Below are 15,433 nucleotides of genomic sequence, written 5' to 3' on the forward strand. Positions count from 1 at the left end.
TGCCGTCGCCGGGCATGGCCCGGCGCGCTGCAACGTCAATCGCGCAGCAGCTTGTACAACGTGGTGCGCGAGATACCCAGCTGGCGGGCGGCCAGGCTGAGATTGCCTTCGGCCGCCTGCGCCGCCCGCCGTGCGGCTTCGCGCTGCTGCTGGCGCAATGGCAGGTCTGCGGCCGCCACCACGTGCACCGCTACCCGTGTGCGCGGTGCACGTGGTGCGCGCAGGTGCTGCAGGTACACCGCATTGCCCTCGCCCAGCCGCACCCGGTGCGCCGGCCCCGGCTGCAGCAGCCGACGCCGTTGCGCCGCGCTGGCACCGGCAAACACCGTCTCCATCGACAGCAGCGGCAATGGCCCGCGGCGCGGCAGGCCCAGCAGGCGGCGTGCCACCCGGTTGGCCGCGCGCAGCTGCCCGTCATCCTGCACCGCCAGCAGCCCCTGCAGCGGCGTGGCCAGCCAGCGCGGATCGTGCTGCACGGCCAGCAGGTGCACATCGGCCAGGCCCTGGAACAAACGGTTCTCGCTGGCCAGCGCGGCCTGCCGGAAGTAGCCCTGCAGCAGCGCCGGATCACGCTCGCCCAGCCCGGTGATGTCGATCGCCCCGCAGACCTGGCCATCGAGGTCGTGCAACGGTTCGCTCAGGCAGAACACCGGCGCGAAGCGCTGCAGGTAATGTTCGTTGCCACGCACCAGCGCGGGCACGTCATCGGCCAAGCTGACCGCTGGCGCCGTGGTGCCGATCTCGGCCTCACCCAGCCGCCGCCCGACCTGGATCGGCCGCAGCAGCGGTGCATCCTCCAGGCCATGCGCCTGCTGGGCAATCACCAGGCCCTCGCGGTTGGCGCAGAACATCGTCCAACCACGCCCACCGAAGGCAGCCCATAGCTGTTCCAGTTCGGGTTGCACGCAGCGCGCGAGCCGGCGGTCTTCGGGATCGCGCAGGCGCAGGCCATCGCCCTGCAGCGGCGGGTAGTAAGGCTCCTGCCCCGGCTGCACCCCGGCCGCGCGCGAACGTTGCCAGGAATGCTGCAGCGGCAGCGGCAACACCGCCAGGGACTGCACATCGCCTTCCGCGAACGCAGCACGCGCGGCGACCAGCTGTTGTTGCCCGACTGTCGTGGCCATCATGGAAGCAGAGTACACCCGCGCACGGCATGGCCGCGTTACGTCCTGGCAACGGAATGTTTCCCGTTTAAAGACCCGTTCAAACAAGGGGTTGGAGCCGTTTTCCGGTGGAAAACGGCTCCGACCCCGTGCCGACCAACGGTCGGCACCCACCAGAGCAGTGATGCCCTCCCGACAGCTCGCGGGAAACTGTCGAAGGCGGGGTGGGTCCGGTTGCGGGGGCGTGAGCGCCATGGATGGCGCGACCGAGCCTCCATGGACGGATTCACGGCGTCCCCCGCAACCGGACCCACCCCGCCATCCCACGGATAGCCGGCTTTTGATGTTGCCGGCCAGCGGCCGGCACTACCGATGCCCGTTACGCCGCGATCCGCAGGATCGGCTTCAGGGTGACCCCGCGCGTGCTGTCCTCGGCCGCCTGGTTGATCTGCTCCAGCGGATAGAACTTCACCAGCTTGTCGAACGGGAAGCGGCCCTGCTGGAACAGCGTCACCAGCTGCGGAATGAACACCTGCGGCACGCTGTCACCTTCGACGATGCCGCGGATGCTGCGCCCGCCCAGCAGCAGGTTGTTCACATCGAAACTGGCCGTGGTGCCCAGCTTCGGCGCACCGACCACACCCATCATGCCCAGCCCGCCCAGCGCCTCGATGCCGGCCGACAGTACCTCCGGGCGACCGGTGGATTCCAGCGCGAAATCCGCACCACCGCCGGTGATCGCACGCACCGCCTCGACCACATCCACCTCGCGGCTGTTGACCACGTGGGTGGCGCCCAACTCCAGCGCCAGCTCCAGGCGCGACGGCACCACATCGATGGCGATGATCGTGGTGGCACCGGCCACTTTCGCCGCCATCACCGCACTCAGGCCCACCGCACCGGCACCGTAGCTGGCAAAGCTGCTGCCCGAACGTACCTTCAGCGAATTGAGCACCGCACCGGCACCGGTCTGGATACCGCAGCCCAGCGGGCCCAGCAACTCCAGCGGCGCATCGTCGGGCACCTTGATCGCGTTGATCTCGCGCGCGATGGCGAAGGTGGCGAACGAGGACTGCGCGAAGAAATGATCGTGCAGCGGCTGGCCCTGCGCATCGGTGATTGCGGTATGGCCGTGGCCATCGTCGCCGCCGAAGTTGAGCCCGAAGAAATCCTTGCAGTAGGCACCGTGGCCACCGCGGCAGGGATTGCAGTGGCCGCAGGCGCCGTAGGTCAGCACCACGTGGTCACCCACCTTCAGGTCGCGCACGTTCGGGCCTACGGCTTCGACGATGCCGGCGCCTTCATGGCCGAGCACCGCCGGCAGCGGCACCGGGTAGTACTGGTCGCGCACGATCAGGTCGGTGTGGCAGAGGCCGGTGGCCACCACCTTCACCCGTACCTCGTCGTCCTGTGGGCCACGCAGTCGCGCCTGCTCGATGACGAAGGGCTGTTCCTTGCCGCGCACCACGGCGGCGGTGATCTCACGTGTTGCGGTGTTGTTGTTCATCGTGATGGTTCCTTCGATCAGATCGGATAGGCGGGCGCTTCGCCCTTGACGGTCAGCCACTGCCACTGGGTGAACTCTTCCCAGTTGGCCGGGCCGCCGATGCTGGTGCCGTTGCCGGACGCACCGACGCCGCCGAAGGGATTGATCACTTCGTCGTTCACCGTCTGGTCGTTGATGTGCAGCAGGCCGGTGCGCAGGCGCTCGCCGAGCTTCAGCGCGCGGCCGACGTTGCTGGACACGATGGCCATCGACAGGCCGTACTCGCTGTCGTTGGCCAGCTGCACGGCCTGCTCGTCATCGTCGAACGGCACCACCACCGCCACCGGCGCGAAGATTTCCTCATTGAACGCCGGGTTGTCGGCGGCCACGTTGCCGAGCACGGTCGGCGCGAAGAACAGGTCCTGGTGGGTACCGCCGGCTTCCAGCGTGGCGCCGGCCTTGACCGCGTCGGCCACCACGCGGGCGGCATGGTCGCGCTGGGTGGAGTTGATCAGCGGACCGATCGCCACGTCTTCGCGTGCCGGGTCGCCGACCTTCAGCGACTTCGCCTTGGCCACCAGCTTTTCCAGGAACGCAGCGTGGATCTTCCTGTGCACCAGCACGCGGCCGGTGGCCATGCAGATCTGGCCCTGGTGCAGGTATACGCCCCAGGCGGTGTTGGCCACGGCCAGGTCGAGGTCGGCATCGTCGAGGATGATCAGCGAGTTCTTGCCACCCAGTTCCAGCGAGACCTTCTTCAGGTGCTTGCCGGCCGCTTCGCCGACCTTGCGGCCTGCAGCGGTGGAGCCGGTGAACTGGATCATCGCCACGTTCGGGTCACTGGTCAGTGCCGCACCGGCAGCGCCATCGCCGGGCAGCATGTGCAGCACGCCGGCCGGCAGCCCGGCCTGTTCGAACAGGCGGGCGATGACTGCGCCACCGCACACCGCGGTGCGCGGGTCGGGCTTGAGCACCACGGCATTGCCGAGCGCGATGGCCGGTGCCACCGCACGCATGGCCAGGTACAGCGGGAAATTGAACGGCGAGATGACCCCGACCACGCCCAGCGGACGGCGGCGGGCCAGGTTCAGCCGGCCCGGTTCGGAAGGCAGGATTTCGCCGGTGCTGCGCGAAGGCAGCGCGGCGGCTTCGTGCAGCGCCTTGATGGTCACCTTGGCCTCGAAACCGGCCTTCAGGCGGGTCGAGCCGCTTTCGCGCACCAGCCAGTCCACCAGGGTGTCGATGTTGTCTTCGGCCAGGCGCGCAGCCTGGCGCAGTACCTGGGCGCGCTGCTCGTAGGGTGCGGCGGCCCATTCACGCTGTGCCTGCGCGGCGGCGGCAGCGGAGGTGGCGACCTGGGCGGCGTCGGCCAGGCCGACCTCGCCAAGGGACTGGCCGGTAGCCGGTTCGATCACCGCCTGGCGCTGGCTGGCGGCCTGCCAACGGCCGTCGAAGAAGGCGCCGGACCAGATGTCGTCCGGCAGCCACGGGGAAGATGCAGTCATGAGGTGTCCTCCTGTGTCGTGCGCCCATTGCACGCCTGGCCCGCCGCGCAGGCAATCGGCCATCGGTGCGATATCGGCAAGGGCTTGAATGGATGGGACTTTCAAGCATTGCCGGTGTCCAGTTCGTGGACAGTGAACAGCGCGTCGGTGACCGCGCGCCTACAATGGCGGCCCCGCCAGCCGATGCGCCCGCCATGACCGATACCACCCTGCCCTCCGACGACCCGATCGCCGCCACCCGCCTGTGGCTGGAGCGCATCGTGATCGGCCTGAACCTGTGCCCGTTCGCCAAGGCCGTGTACGTGAAGGACCAGGTGCGCTTCGTGCTGAGCGATGCGACCACGCCCGAAGCGCTGGTGGAACAGCTGGCCGAAGAACTGGTGCTGCTGCGCGACACCCCCGCCGAGCAGATCGATACCACCCTGATCGTGCATCCGCAGGTGCTGACCGATTTCCTCGACTACAACGATTTCCTCGACAACGCCGACGCCGCCATCGAGGCGCTGGACCTGCAGGGCATCCTGCAGGTGGCCAGCTTCCACCCGGATTACCAGTTCGATGGCGTGGCCGCCGACGATGCCAGCAACTACACCAACCGCGCGCCCTTCCCCACCCTGCACCTGCTGCGCGAAGACAGCGTGGAGCGCGCGGTGGACGCCTTCCCGGACCCGGACGTGATCGTGGAGCGCAACATCCAGACCCTGGACCGGATTGGCGTGCAGGGGTGGTACCGCCGCCTGCGCGGGGAAGACCTGTCGTGAGCACGGCCCCGCCCATCGCCATGTGGCCGGTGGCACCGCTGCAGGGCAAGGTGGTGCTGGTCACCGGCGGTGCAAACGGCATCGGCCGCGGCGTGGCCCAGGCCGTGCTGGGTGCCGGTGGCCGCGTGCTGATCGGCGATCTGGACGTGGAAGCGGGCCACGCCTGCCTGGACGAATGGCAGCGTGGCGACGATGCCGCGTTCCAGCGCCTGGACATCGCTGATGAAGCCAGCGTGCGCGACTTCATCGGCGCGGCGCAGCAGCGCTTCGGCCGCATCGATGGCCTGGTGAACAACGCCGGCATTGCCGGGCCGCACGGCACCACGCTGGAAAACATGGACTGGGACGAATGGCAGCGGCGGTTGTCTTCACTGCACGGTGCATTCCTGTGCAGCAAGCACGCGCTGCCGGCGCTGAAGGCCAGCGCGGCCGGCTCGATCATCAACGTCGCCTCCACCCGCGCCTGGCAGTCGGAAGCCAACAGCGAAGCCTACGCGGCGGCCAAGGGCGGGCTTGTGGCCTTCACCCACGCGCTGGCGATCAGTGCCGGCCCGGCGGTGCGGGTGAACAGCATCAGCCCCGGCTGGATCGGCACCACCGCCTGGCAGGCGCCCTCGCGCCGGCATGCGCCGGACTATTCAGCCACCGACCACGGCCAGCATCCGGTCGGCCGCGTGGGCAAGCCCGAGGACATCGGTGCACTGGCGGTGTACCTGCTGTCGTCACTGTCCGGCTTCAGCACCGGCCAGGATTTCATCGTGGATGGCGGCATGACCCGGAAGATGATCTACGCCGATTGAAGCGCCGCTTTTTGGGTGGGTGCGGACCTTGGTTCGCACCAATGGCAGCCAGTGCCAACCAAGGTTGGCACCTACCAGAGCGGTAATGCCAGCCAGTGCCAACCAAGGTTGGCACCTGCCAGAGCGGTTACGCCATGCCCGAATGGCGCAGCAACGCGTCGATCTGCGGCGCGCGGCCACGGAACGCCTTGAAGTTCTCCGCCGCCGGACGGCTGCCACCACGCGAGAGGATCTCGTCGCGGAAGCGCGCACCGGTTTCAGCGAGCGCCTGCGGGGCCTCCTCAAACGCCGCATAGGCATCGGCGCTGAGCACCTCGGCCCACTTGTAGCTGTAGTAACCGGCCGCGTAACCGCCGGCGAAGATGTGGCTGAACTGGTGCGGGAAGCGATTCCAGGCCGGCGGATGGTTCACCGCCACCTCGCTGCGCACGCGGTCCAGCAGGGCCAGCACGCTGTCCTGCGCCGGTTCGAACTGGCTGTGGATCAGCATGTCGAACAGGCCGAATTCCAGCTGGCGCACGGTGGCCATGCCGCTGTGGAAATTGCGTGCGGCCAGCATGCGCTCGTACAGCGCACGCGGCAGCGGTTCGCCCGTGTCCACGTGCGCGGTCATGCCCTGCAGGTGGCCCCACTCCCAGCAGAAGTTTTCCATGAACTGGCTGGGCAGCTCCACCGCATCCCACTCCACGCCGTTGATGCCGGCCACGCCGAGTTCGCCGATGCGGGTCAGCAGCTGGTGCAGGCCGTGGCCCATTTCATGGAACAGGGTGGTCACTTCGTTGTGGCTGAAGGTGGCCGGCTTGCCGTTGGCGCCGCGCCCGAAGTTGCACACCAGGTAGACCAGCGGCGTCTGCACGCTGCCATCGGCCCGCTCGCGGCGGTTGCGGCAATCATCCATCCACGCGCCGCCGCGCTTGCCTTCGCGCGCGTACAGGTCCAGGTAGAACTGGCCCACCAGCGCACCCTGCGCATCGACCAGGCGGAAGAAGCGCACGTCCTCGTGCCACACCGGCGCGCTGTCCTCCTGCACGCGCAGGCCATACAGCTGCTCGATCACCGAGAACAGGCCGCCAAGCACCTTCGGCTCGGTGAAGTACTGCTTCACCTCCTGCTCGGAATAGCTGTAGCGCGCCTGCTTCAGGCGGTCGGCAGCGAACGCCAGGTCCCAGGCCTGCAGGCTGTCGATGCCCAGCTGTTCACGGGCGAACTGCTCCAGCTCGGCACGGTCCTTGCCGGCGAACGGCTTGGCACGCGCGGCCAGGTCACGCAGGAAGGCCAGCACTTCGGCCGGGTCCTGCGCCATCTTGGTGGCCACCGAATAATCGGCGTACGAGGCAAAGCCCAGCAGCGCGGCCAGTTCGGCGCGCAGGGCGAGGATGCGGTCGATGTTGCCGCCATTGTCCAGCGCGTCATCGCCGAATTCGGACGCGCGCTGCGCACTGGCGCGGTACAGGATCTCGCGCAGGTCGCGATCTTCGCCCCAGGTCTGCACCGGCAGGTAGCACGGCATCTGCAGGGTCAGTTTCCAGCCGGTCTTGCCGTCCTTTTCAGCGGCGGCGCGGGCAGCGGCCTTGACGTCGTCCGGCACGCCGGCCAGCCGCGCTTCGTCTTCCACGATCAACGACCAGGCATCGGTGGCGTCGAGCACGTTCTGCGAGAACTTCGCCGACAGCGCCGACAACTCTTCCTTGATCGCGGCGAAGCGCTGCTGTGCATCGGCGTCGAGTTCGGCACCGCCCAGGCGGAAATCGCGCAGGGCGTTGTCCAGCACCTTGCGCCGCGCCTCGTCGAAACTGGCCGCTTCCGGGCTGGCGGCCAGCGCCTGGTACTGGCGGTACAGCGCCAGGTTCTGGCCCAGCGCGCTGGCAAAGCGGGTGACCCGTGGCAGGTTGCTGTTGTAGGCCTCGCGCAGCTCAGGGGTGTTGACCACCCCCTGCAGGTGGCCGACCAGGCCCCAGGCGCGCCACAGTCGTTCGGTGGCATCGTCCAGCGGGGTCACGAAGGTCTGCCAGGTGACCGGCTGCACCCGCTCGGCCGTGCTGACGGCGGCTTCGGCGTCGGCCAGCAGCACATCCAGCGCCGGCGCAACATGCTCCGGGCGGATCGCCTCGAAGCGCGGCAGGCCGGAAGCATCAAGCAGGGGGTTGGCATCGGTCACGGCAGATCTCCAGGTTACGGGCCCGGCGCGCGGGCATCCCTGTCCATATGGCGCTGGCCGCGCCGCCAGACAAGGGGGATGTCCCGTAGATCCACGCCATGCGTGGATGGCGCTTTCCACGGCCCCCCGGCATTCACGTCCGCCTTACGGGCCCGCGCCGAAGCTGGCGCTGCGGGGGAGACCGCAGCGGTACGTCATGAGGAGGCCCCACATGGAAGGTCTGGCTCCACGCTCCACCGCGACATCCGCCCGTTCGCCGGCGCTGACCGCCACCACGGACGAGCTGTCCTGGATCGCCGCGCTGTGCGATGCGGGCGACGATGCACCGCGCCACCTGGCCGAGCTGAAGGCGCTGCAACGCCAAGGGGGCCGGCTCAGCGAGACGCAGGAGTGGTACCCGTTCGAAGTGATCGAGCGCGGTGCCAGCCGCCTGCAGCCGGGCCATGAACGCGAGTTCGTGATCTGCATGCTGCTGTGGCTGAAGGCGCTGGCCCACGGCCGCGCCAGCGTGCTGGACCCCCAGCTGCATCTGGATGACCGCGCGATGGACATCGAGGCCCTGCCCGAGACGCTGCGCGACATCCTGCTGGATGCCTTCATGGATGCGGGGTACTGAGCGCGGCCCGCGAACGATGACACATGACCGGTGACCGGTTGTCGTTACAACGCTTCCAGGCTGCACCACGGCAATGCGGGCAGGCCCTGCCCGGCCACCGCCGCGGCCAGCTGCGCGTCGGCGCCGTCCACGTCGATGCCCTGGCGGCCGTACCACGCGGGGTCGTAATAGCTGTGCGCATAGCGTTCGCCCGCATCACACAGGATGCTGACGATGCTGCCCTGGTGGCCGGCTTCGCGCATCCACTGCGCGGCCTGCAGCACGCCGATGAAGTTGGTGCCGGTGGAGCCGCCGACGCGACGCCCGATCTGGCGGCTGACGTGGCGCATCGCCGCCAGGCTGAGCGCGTCGGGCACCTTCACCATCGCATCGACGCTGGTCGGGATGAAGCTCGATTCCACCCGCGGCCGGCCGATGCCTTCCACCCGCGAACCACCGCTGCAGGTCAGCCCGCGCCAGTCCGGCTCGCCTGCCACGGCGGCCTGGTAGCCGTCGAAGAACACCGAGACTTCCGGGTCCGCGCAGAGGATGCGGGTGTCATGGCGGCGGTAGCTGACATAGCGGCCCAGGGTGGCCGCGGTGCCGCCGGTGCCGGGGCTGCACACGATCCACTCCGGAATCGGGCTGGGCTCCTCGGCCATCTGCTTGAAGATGGATTCGGCGATGTTGTTGTTGGCGCGCCAGTCCGTCGCCCGTTCGGCGTAAGTGAACTGGTCCATGAAATGGCCGCCGGTCTCGCGGGCCAGCCGTTCCGAATCGCAGTTGAGGTCGCAGGCACGCTCGACCAGGTGGCAGCGGCCACCGTGGAATTCAATCGCGGCGATCTTTTCCGGCGAGGTGGTGGCCGGCATCACCGCAATGAACGGCAGGCCGAGCAGGCGCGCGAAGTAGGCTTCGGACACCGCGGTCGAACCGCTGGAGGCCTCGATCACCGGCCGCCCCTCGCGCAGCCAGCCATTGGCCAGCGCGTACAGGAACAGCGACCTCGCCAGACGGTGCTTGAGGCTGCCGGTGGGGTGGCTCGATTCATCCTTCAGGTACACGTCGATGCCCTCGAACCCGGGCAGCGCCAGCGGGATCAGGTGGGTATCGGCGGAACGGTTGAAATCGGCTTCGATCTTGCGGATGGCGGCGGCCACCCATTCACGCTGCGACATGGCGGGCAATCGTTGTCAGGACGGAACGGTGCGATCCGTGCATTGTACGTCGCGATGCCGTCAGGTGGCGGCCGGTAGAATGACGCCATCCGGCCATCACGGCCCTGTCTGAAGGACCTTCCCCCATGACCCTTCCCGCCCTGCGCGATGTTCCCGGCGTGGCTGCCCAGGCCCCGGCCGAAACCCACGGCTTCGTGTTCAACCACACCATGCTGCGGGTCAAGGACATCACCGCCTCGCTGGACTTCTACACCCGCGTGCTGGGCTACCAGCTGATCGACAAGCGTGATTTTGCTGAAGCCCAGTTCAGCCTGTACTTCCTGGCCTACGTGCCGGCCGGCGTGGCCGTGCCGGAAGACGATGCCACCCGCCGCGTGTGGATGGCCGGCCTGCCGGGCGTGCTGGAACTGACCCACAACCACGGCACCGAAACCCAGGATGGCCCGGTCTACCACGACGGCAACAGCGACCCGCGCGGCTTCGGCCACATCTGCGTCTCCGTGCCGGAACTGGAAGCCGCCTGCCAGCGCTTCGAGGACCTCGGCGTGCCGTTCCAGAAGCGCCTGACCGATGGCCGCATGAAGAACATCGCCTTCATCAAGGACCCGGACGGCTACTGGGTCGAGATCATCGCCAACGCCTGACCGGCCGCGCCAGGCGCTCGCCGGGCATGGCCCGGCGCTACCAGAGCGGTCCCCTTCTGAAGAGGTACGCATGGAAACGATGGAACTGCATCGCGGGCGCCTGATCGATCACCTGCAACTGGTGGTGCGCGACCTGGCCGCCAGCCGCCGCTTCTACCAGGCAGTGTTCGACAGCATCGGCATTCCCATTGCCGGTGAAGGCCCGGACTATTTCTGGGCCGACGAACTGTTCATTTCCACCGCCAGCAGCGAGGCGGCCGCCGGCCAGCTGACCGGCCGCCATCACCTGGCCTTCCAGGCACGCGATGCCGCCACCGTCGATGCCTTCCACAAAGCCGCTCTGGCGGCGGGCGGCACCGACAACGGCGCGCCGGGCGAGCGGCCCTACCACCCGGGCTACTACGGCGCCTTCGTGCTCGACCCCGATGGCAACAACATCGAAGTGGTCTACCACGGGCCGGCGATCTACAGCGCGGACTCGGTGAAGGTCAGCTTCTGATTCCTACGCGGCCCTGAAACGAAGAAGCCGGGCACTGCCCGGCTTCGTCCGTCCTGCACGGTCGCCTCAGTGGGCGGCCATGTAGATGTCCTGCAGCACGGCCTTTTCCAGCTCCAGCTCGCCCAGCAGGTTCTTCACGATATCGCCCAGGCTGAGGATGCCGATCAGACGATTGCCATCGGTGACCATCAGGTGGCGGCGGCGCGAGTAGGTCATCAGGGACATCGCCTGCTTCAGCGTGGCCTCCGGCGCGATGCCTTCCAGGCCGGTGGTCGGCACCGTGGAGATCACCCGGCGGCCGGCCTGCGGGCCGTCGTCGGCCAGGCTGCGCACGATGTCCTTCTCGGAGATGATGCCCACCGGCACCTCGTCCTTCATCACCACCAGCGCGGCGATTTTATTCGCGCTCATCTTGTGGGCGGCGGCACCGATGGTGTCTTCCGAATCGATGGTGATGACAGCTTCTTTCTTGGATTGCAGGAGTTCGCGGACGTTCATTCTTGTTTCCTGGTGCAGGTCACTGAAGTCAAAAAGTGTGCTCTTCCGAATCGCCCCCTCCCCGGGAACAGACCTTTCAGCGCACGTCTGGCGCACGGTGCGGCCGCGGAACTGCAACGGCCAGCAGGTGCTGCAACGCGAACGAGGCCGGTGAAGGAAAACCCGCAGGGCCTCGGACGATTCGATTCTACGACTGCCCCGCGCGGCCACTACCGGCACCGATGGGACGCTTCGTCGTGGAACCTGTCGACGATTCCGAGAATCGCACCTGCGGCAAAACCGGCGCTGAATACAGCCGTTTCAAGCCGCTCAAGTTCGCACCCGCGCGGCCGACGCACGCGCAATCGCCCGACCGTGCAAAGTCAGGGGAACGGCCGCCAGCTGCCGAGCACCGCCTCGGTGGTGTACTGCGCGGCCTCGTCACCGGACAGGTGATGCGACCACGCCACCCGTTCTTCCGGTGAAGCACCGGCACCGACGCTGCCGAACTCACCGTAGTAAGTGGTACGTTCGGCATCGGGCTTGTCCCAGTTGTGCCAGCCGGCCTGCACGATGTGAGGGCCCAGGTTGGACTGCAGGAACACCGTGCGCGCGAACGGCCGCCACGGCCGCCCCAGGTACGCCGTGCCCACACCTTCGCCACGCAGCAGCGCGCGACGGAACACATAGCCGAAGCGCTGCCCTTCCGGCGTGGACGCGGCCGTCACCCAGCCCAGCTTGCCCTTTGACACGATCGTGCAGTCATCGAACAGCGCCGTGGCCGCACCGAAGATGAAATCCACCGTGCCTTCGATGTAGCAGTCCTTGAAGTGCAGCACACTGCCTTCGTGCGTGTAGAGCGTGTCCTGGTTGCCGAGCAGGCGCACGTTGCGGAAGCCCCCGCGCGGCGGTGCTGCATACAGCGCCAGGGCCTGGCCGACATTGCCGGCGGTGTTCTCGATGGTCAGGTCCTCGGCGATGAACTCATCGCCGTACACGTACACCGTGGCCGAACCACTGGTACGCATCGCCTTGCCGGTGGCCGGGTCGACCAGGTCGGCATAGTTGTTCCAACTGAGGATGGATGCACCCGCACCCGCGCCGCGCAGGGTCACCCGGGTCTTCTCCTTCGGCACCTTCACCACGCCGCGGTACATCCCTTCGCGCAGCACGATGACCTGGCGCGTGCGGTTGCCATCGGGCACCGCATCGATGGCCGCCTGCACGCTGCGGTAGTCACCGCTGCCATCGGCGGCCACCACCCAGTCGCGCGCGGCAGCTGGCAGTGCGGCCAGCACCAGCAGGCCGGCCAGTGGGAGAGAGAAAAGACGTCTGTTCGGCATGCGGCATCCTGCAGGCAAGAGGGGCAGCGCGCGGCCGGCACTGCAGGCCGGCCGCGATCCAGAGACAACGATCAGAACTTGTAGCGCAGGCCGAGCAGGAACTCACGGCCGGTCTGGGTGTAGGTGAGCGGCAGTTTCCACGCCGAAGTCCCCACCCACTCGTTGCTGGTTTCGTTGGTAAGGTTGATGCCTTCCAGGCTGACTTCCAGATGATCGTCGATCTTCCAGCTGATCGAGGCATCCACGGTGTCCACCGCATCCATGCCGTGGAAACTGAAGCCCTGCACGCTGGCCGGCACCTGGGTGTAGTAGCCATCGCGGTGGGTGTAGGACACGCGTGCACCCAGCTTCTCGCCTTCGTAGAACAGCGTGCTGTTGTACGAAATCTTCGACAGCCCGGTCAGGTCGGTCTTCAGCGAGGCCGCACCGGTGGAGGTCAGGTACTGGATCTGCGAATCGACCCAGGTGTAGTTCAGCTGCAGGCCCAGGTTGCTCCACCGCCCTGGCAGGAAGCTGAAGGGCTGCACGTAGTTGAACTCGGCCCCCTTGAGGTCACCACCGGGTGTGTTCAACGGGCGGGTGAAGGTGAAGTCTTCATTGGGCGACACGCCGGTGCCATCCAGCAGGCTGGCCGGCAGGCCGCTGGCGGTGAACGGCATGACCGTGCTGGTGCCCTGCACGAAGCTTTCGATGTCCTTGTGGAACAGCGCCAGGCCCAGCAGGCCGCCTTCCTGGAAGTACCACTCCACGCCCAGGTCCAGCGTGCGTGCACGGATCGGGTCCAGGTTCGGGTTGCCGCCGTTGACGTAGCGGTGGCCGCTGGACAGGCTCAGGGTCGTGCCCGGGGTCAGCGAGGACAGGCCGGGGCGTGCCATCACCTTGGCCGCACCGAAGCGCAGCATCAGGTCCGGGGCCAGCTCGGCCACCAGGTTCAGCGAGGGCAGCGTATCGGTGTAGTCGCGCGACACATGGGTCAGCACCATCGCGCCATCCACCGTGGAATAGCCGGTGGAAGACTGCGAGGTCTTGACCCGGCGCACGCCCACGTTGCCCGACACCGGCACGCTGCCGACATCGAAGCCGAACTCGCCCATCAGCCAGGCGCCACGGTCACGCTCTTCCACGCTGCGGCGGGTCGCGTTGCGTTCGTACAGCTGGTAGATGCCCTGCCCGCTGTAGATGCCCAGCAGATCCGACAACGCGGCCAGGTCAGGCACTGCCCAGGCATCAGGCGAACCGGCCACGCCGCCCAGGCGGGCGATGTCCACCAGCGCCGCCGGCACGGTATAGCTGCCATCGGCAAAGGCCGGCACCACGGTTTCGCTCTGCCGGCGGTACTCGCTGGTATCGAACGAATAATCCTTGGCGAGCAGGCCGCCACGCAGGGTGAACGCCGGGCCGAAGTTCCAGGTGAAATCCAGCGCACCGTTGTCGAAGCTGTTGCTGGCGTACTGCGGGCGCAGGCGCACTTCAGCCAGCGTCCAGCCGCTGGCGTCGGTGGGGTCGATGCCGTAGTTGAAGGTCGGGTGGGTGAAACTGTCGCGGAAATCGTAGCTGTAGCCGGACACGTTGGCCTTGTCCATGATCAGCGTGGTCTGCACCGGGTTGGCGTGCTCGGACTTGGAATGGCCGACCAGCAGGTTGACCTTGAACGCATCACTGAAGCGGTGCTCGCCACTGAGCGACACCTGCTTGAACTCGGTGCTCCATTCATCGCGGCGCTGTTCCGAACGCACGCCGGCACCGTCGAACACGCCATACAGCAGCGCGCCGGACGTCGGGTCGATGTAGCCGTCGCGCAGCACCATGTTCTGCTTCTGCGCCGAGTAGGCAAACGAGATCGCCTCAATGTACTTCTCGCTGCGTACGGTATCGATCTTCGAGTACAGCGCATCCAGCGCGAACTCGGTATTGTCGGTCGGCTTCCACTGCAGCGCTGCGGTCACGCCCAGGCGCTTCTGGTCATGTTCCAGCAGCGTGTAGCGCGGGAAATACGGGTGCCACACGCCATCGGCCAGGCCGGCGGTGAACGGCGAGCTGGGGCTGAAGCCACCATTGCTGCTGGCGCTGTACCAGCGGCCGGTGTTGCTGCCCTCCTCGCGCACCTTGCGCTCGGAATACGCCACCGACAGCAGGCCACCGAAGCGACCATCGGCCCACGTATCGGCGATCAGCGCCGCGGCGCGCGGGCTGGCCTTTTCGGAAAGATCATTGAAGCTGCCCTGCCCGCTGGCCGCGAAGGTGAAGCCGTCGTAGTCGAACGGGCGCGCGGTGCGCAGGTCCACGGTGGCACCCAGCGAACCCTCTTCCACGTCGGCCGAGGCGGTCTTGCGTACGATCAGCTGCGAAAACAGGTCCGAGGCGAACACGTTGAAGTCGAAACCACGGCTGCGGTTGGTGCCGCCGGACTGGTCGGAGCCGCCGACGGTGGTCAGCGCCTCAAGGCCGTTGATGCGCACGCGGGTGAAATCCGGGCCGAGGCCGCGCACGGAGATGTTGCGGCCTTCGCCGGCGTCGCGGGTGATGGTCACGCCCGGGATGCGCTGCAGCGATTCGGCCAGGTTGAGATCGGGGAAGTTGGCGATGTCCTCGGCCACCACCGCATCGACCATGCCCTTTTCCGAGCGCTTGATGTCCAGCGCCTTTTCCACGCTGGCGCGGTAGCCGGTCACCGTCACCGCATCCAGTTCGGTGGGGTTGGCCGCGGCGGTGTCCTGTGCGGCAGCAGGGCCGGCCAGAGCCAGCAGCACGGCACTGGCCAGCGCGTTGGCAACAAAGGTAACCGGTGTCTTTTTAAGATTCAGCCTGTGCGTCATGAAAATCCCTTGCAATCACTGCTACTGGCGGTCGAGGGTGCCGATCAAGAAATGACACCGGGGGACAC

At 67.4% G+C, this 15,433-nt stretch carries 13 protein-coding genes; 5 read left to right on the plus strand and 8 right to left on the minus strand.

The annotated features are described in order from the left end of the window. Positions 1–35: 35 nt before the first annotated feature. The 3 genes from VER16_RS16825 to VER16_RS16835 form a co-directional block, all read right to left on the minus strand. On the minus strand, positions 36–1,124 hold the full coding sequence (locus VER16_RS16825; protein WP_324809903.1) for a helix-turn-helix domain-containing protein: 1,089 nt from the start codon (positions 1,122–1,124) through the stop codon (positions 36–38). A 358-nt stretch (positions 1,125–1,482) separates the two neighbouring features. Then, the gene (locus VER16_RS16830) at positions 1,483–2,610 is read right to left on the minus strand and encodes an NAD(P)-dependent alcohol dehydrogenase (protein WP_324809906.1); all 1,128 of its coding nucleotides are present in this window, start codon (positions 2,608–2,610) and stop codon (positions 1,483–1,485) included. Between the two features lie 17 nt (positions 2,611–2,627). Continuing rightward, complete coding sequence (locus tag VER16_RS16835) at positions 2,628–4,094, minus strand: benzaldehyde dehydrogenase (RefSeq protein ID WP_324809909.1); 1,467 nt, start codon at positions 4,092–4,094, stop codon at positions 2,628–2,630. Positions 4,095–4,288: 194 nt separating this feature from the next. Between VER16_RS16835 and VER16_RS16840 the strand changes: the two genes are divergently transcribed. Together VER16_RS16840 and VER16_RS16845 are read left to right on the plus strand one after the other, a co-directional pair. Beyond that, complete coding sequence (locus tag VER16_RS16840) at positions 4,289–4,855, plus strand: DUF1415 domain-containing protein (protein ID WP_324809912.1); 567 nt, start codon at positions 4,289–4,291, stop codon at positions 4,853–4,855. Beyond that, the gene (locus VER16_RS16845; protein WP_324809916.1) at positions 4,852–5,655 is read left to right on the plus strand and encodes an SDR family oxidoreductase; all 804 of its coding nucleotides are present in this window, start codon (positions 4,852–4,854) and stop codon (positions 5,653–5,655) included. The genes VER16_RS16840 and VER16_RS16845 overlap by 4 nt, the downstream gene beginning before the upstream one ends. A 127-nt stretch (positions 5,656–5,782) precedes the next feature. On the opposite strand, the gene VER16_RS16850 is transcribed toward VER16_RS16845, so the two are convergent. Beyond that, positions 5,783–7,813, minus strand: coding sequence for a M3 family metallopeptidase (locus VER16_RS16850; RefSeq protein ID WP_324809918.1), 2,031 nt, complete (start codon positions 7,811–7,813; stop codon positions 5,783–5,785). 211 nt (positions 7,814–8,024) lie between these two features. On the opposite strand from VER16_RS16850, the gene VER16_RS16855 reads away from it, so the two are divergent. After that, on the plus strand, positions 8,025–8,429 hold the full coding sequence (locus VER16_RS16855; protein WP_324809921.1) for a hypothetical protein: 405 nt from the start codon (positions 8,025–8,027) through the stop codon (positions 8,427–8,429). Positions 8,430–8,473: 44 nt separating this feature from the next. Here the strand turns inward: VER16_RS16855 and VER16_RS16860 are convergent, their stop codons facing one another. Beyond that, positions 8,474–9,586, minus strand: coding sequence for a PLP-dependent cysteine synthase family protein (locus tag VER16_RS16860; protein WP_200733463.1), 1,113 nt, complete (start codon positions 9,584–9,586; stop codon positions 8,474–8,476). Between the two features lie 125 nt (positions 9,587–9,711). Between VER16_RS16860 and gloA the strand changes: the two genes are divergently transcribed. Together gloA and VER16_RS16870 are read left to right on the plus strand one after the other, a co-directional pair. Next, positions 9,712–10,230, plus strand: coding sequence for a lactoylglutathione lyase (gene gloA, locus VER16_RS16865; protein WP_324809925.1), 519 nt, complete (start codon positions 9,712–9,714; stop codon positions 10,228–10,230). A gap of 70 nt (positions 10,231–10,300) precedes the next feature. Continuing rightward, positions 10,301–10,729 (plus strand): VOC family protein, encoded by a 429-nt coding sequence (locus VER16_RS16870; RefSeq protein ID WP_324809927.1) that lies wholly within the window; start codon positions 10,301–10,303, stop codon positions 10,727–10,729. Positions 10,730–10,795: 66 nt separating this feature from the next. Here VER16_RS16870 and VER16_RS16875 read toward each other — a convergent pair whose 3' ends face one another. The 3 genes from VER16_RS16875 to VER16_RS16885 form a co-directional block, all read right to left on the minus strand. Then, entirely contained in the window at positions 10,796–11,227 is a 432-nt protein-coding gene (locus VER16_RS16875) for a CBS domain-containing protein (protein WP_108766407.1), read from the minus strand. Positions 11,228–11,589: 362 nt separating this feature from the next. Next, complete coding sequence (locus tag VER16_RS16880) at positions 11,590–12,549, minus strand: pectinesterase family protein (protein WP_324809931.1); 960 nt, start codon at positions 12,547–12,549, stop codon at positions 11,590–11,592. 71 nt (positions 12,550–12,620) lie between these two features. Continuing rightward, entirely contained in the window at positions 12,621–15,365 is a 2,745-nt protein-coding gene (locus VER16_RS16885; RefSeq protein WP_324809934.1) for a TonB-dependent receptor, read from the minus strand. Positions 15,366–15,433 lie beyond the last annotated feature (68 nt).

The organism is Stenotrophomonas sp. (genome assembly GCF_035634915.1).
GTDB lineage: Bacteria > Pseudomonadota > Gammaproteobacteria > Xanthomonadales > Xanthomonadaceae > Stenotrophomonas.

Coding starts and splice junctions, on each gene's coding strand:
- VER16_RS16825 (WP_324809903.1), bottom strand. CDS start 1,124: ATGGCCACGACAGTCGGGCAACAACAGCTGGTCGCCGCGCGTGCTGCG.
- VER16_RS16830 (WP_324809906.1), bottom strand. CDS start 2,610: ATGAACAACAACACCGCAACACGTGAGATCACCGCCGCCGTGGTGCGC.
- VER16_RS16835 (WP_324809909.1), bottom strand. CDS start 4,094: ATGACTGCATCTTCCCCGTGGCTGCCGGACGACATCTGGTCCGGCGCC.
- VER16_RS16840 (WP_324809912.1), top strand. CDS start 4,289: ATGACCGATACCACCCTGCCCTCCGACGACCCGATCGCCGCCACCCGC.
- VER16_RS16855 (WP_324809921.1), top strand. CDS start 8,025: ATGGAAGGTCTGGCTCCACGCTCCACCGCGACATCCGCCCGTTCGCCG.
- VER16_RS16860 (WP_200733463.1), bottom strand. CDS start 9,586: ATGTCGCAGCGTGAATGGGTGGCCGCCGCCATCCGCAAGATCGAAGCC.
- gloA (WP_324809925.1), top strand. CDS start 9,712: ATGACCCTTCCCGCCCTGCGCGATGTTCCCGGCGTGGCTGCCCAGGCC.
- VER16_RS16870 (WP_324809927.1), top strand. CDS start 10,301: ATGGAAACGATGGAACTGCATCGCGGGCGCCTGATCGATCACCTGCAA.
- VER16_RS16875 (WP_108766407.1), bottom strand. CDS start 11,227: ATGAACGTCCGCGAACTCCTGCAATCCAAGAAAGAAGCTGTCATCACC.
- VER16_RS16880 (WP_324809931.1), bottom strand. CDS start 12,549: ATGCCGAACAGACGTCTTTTCTCTCTCCCACTGGCCGGCCTGCTGGTG.
- VER16_RS16885 (WP_324809934.1), bottom strand. CDS start 15,365: ATGACGCACAGGCTGAATCTTAAAAAGACACCGGTTACCTTTGTTGCC.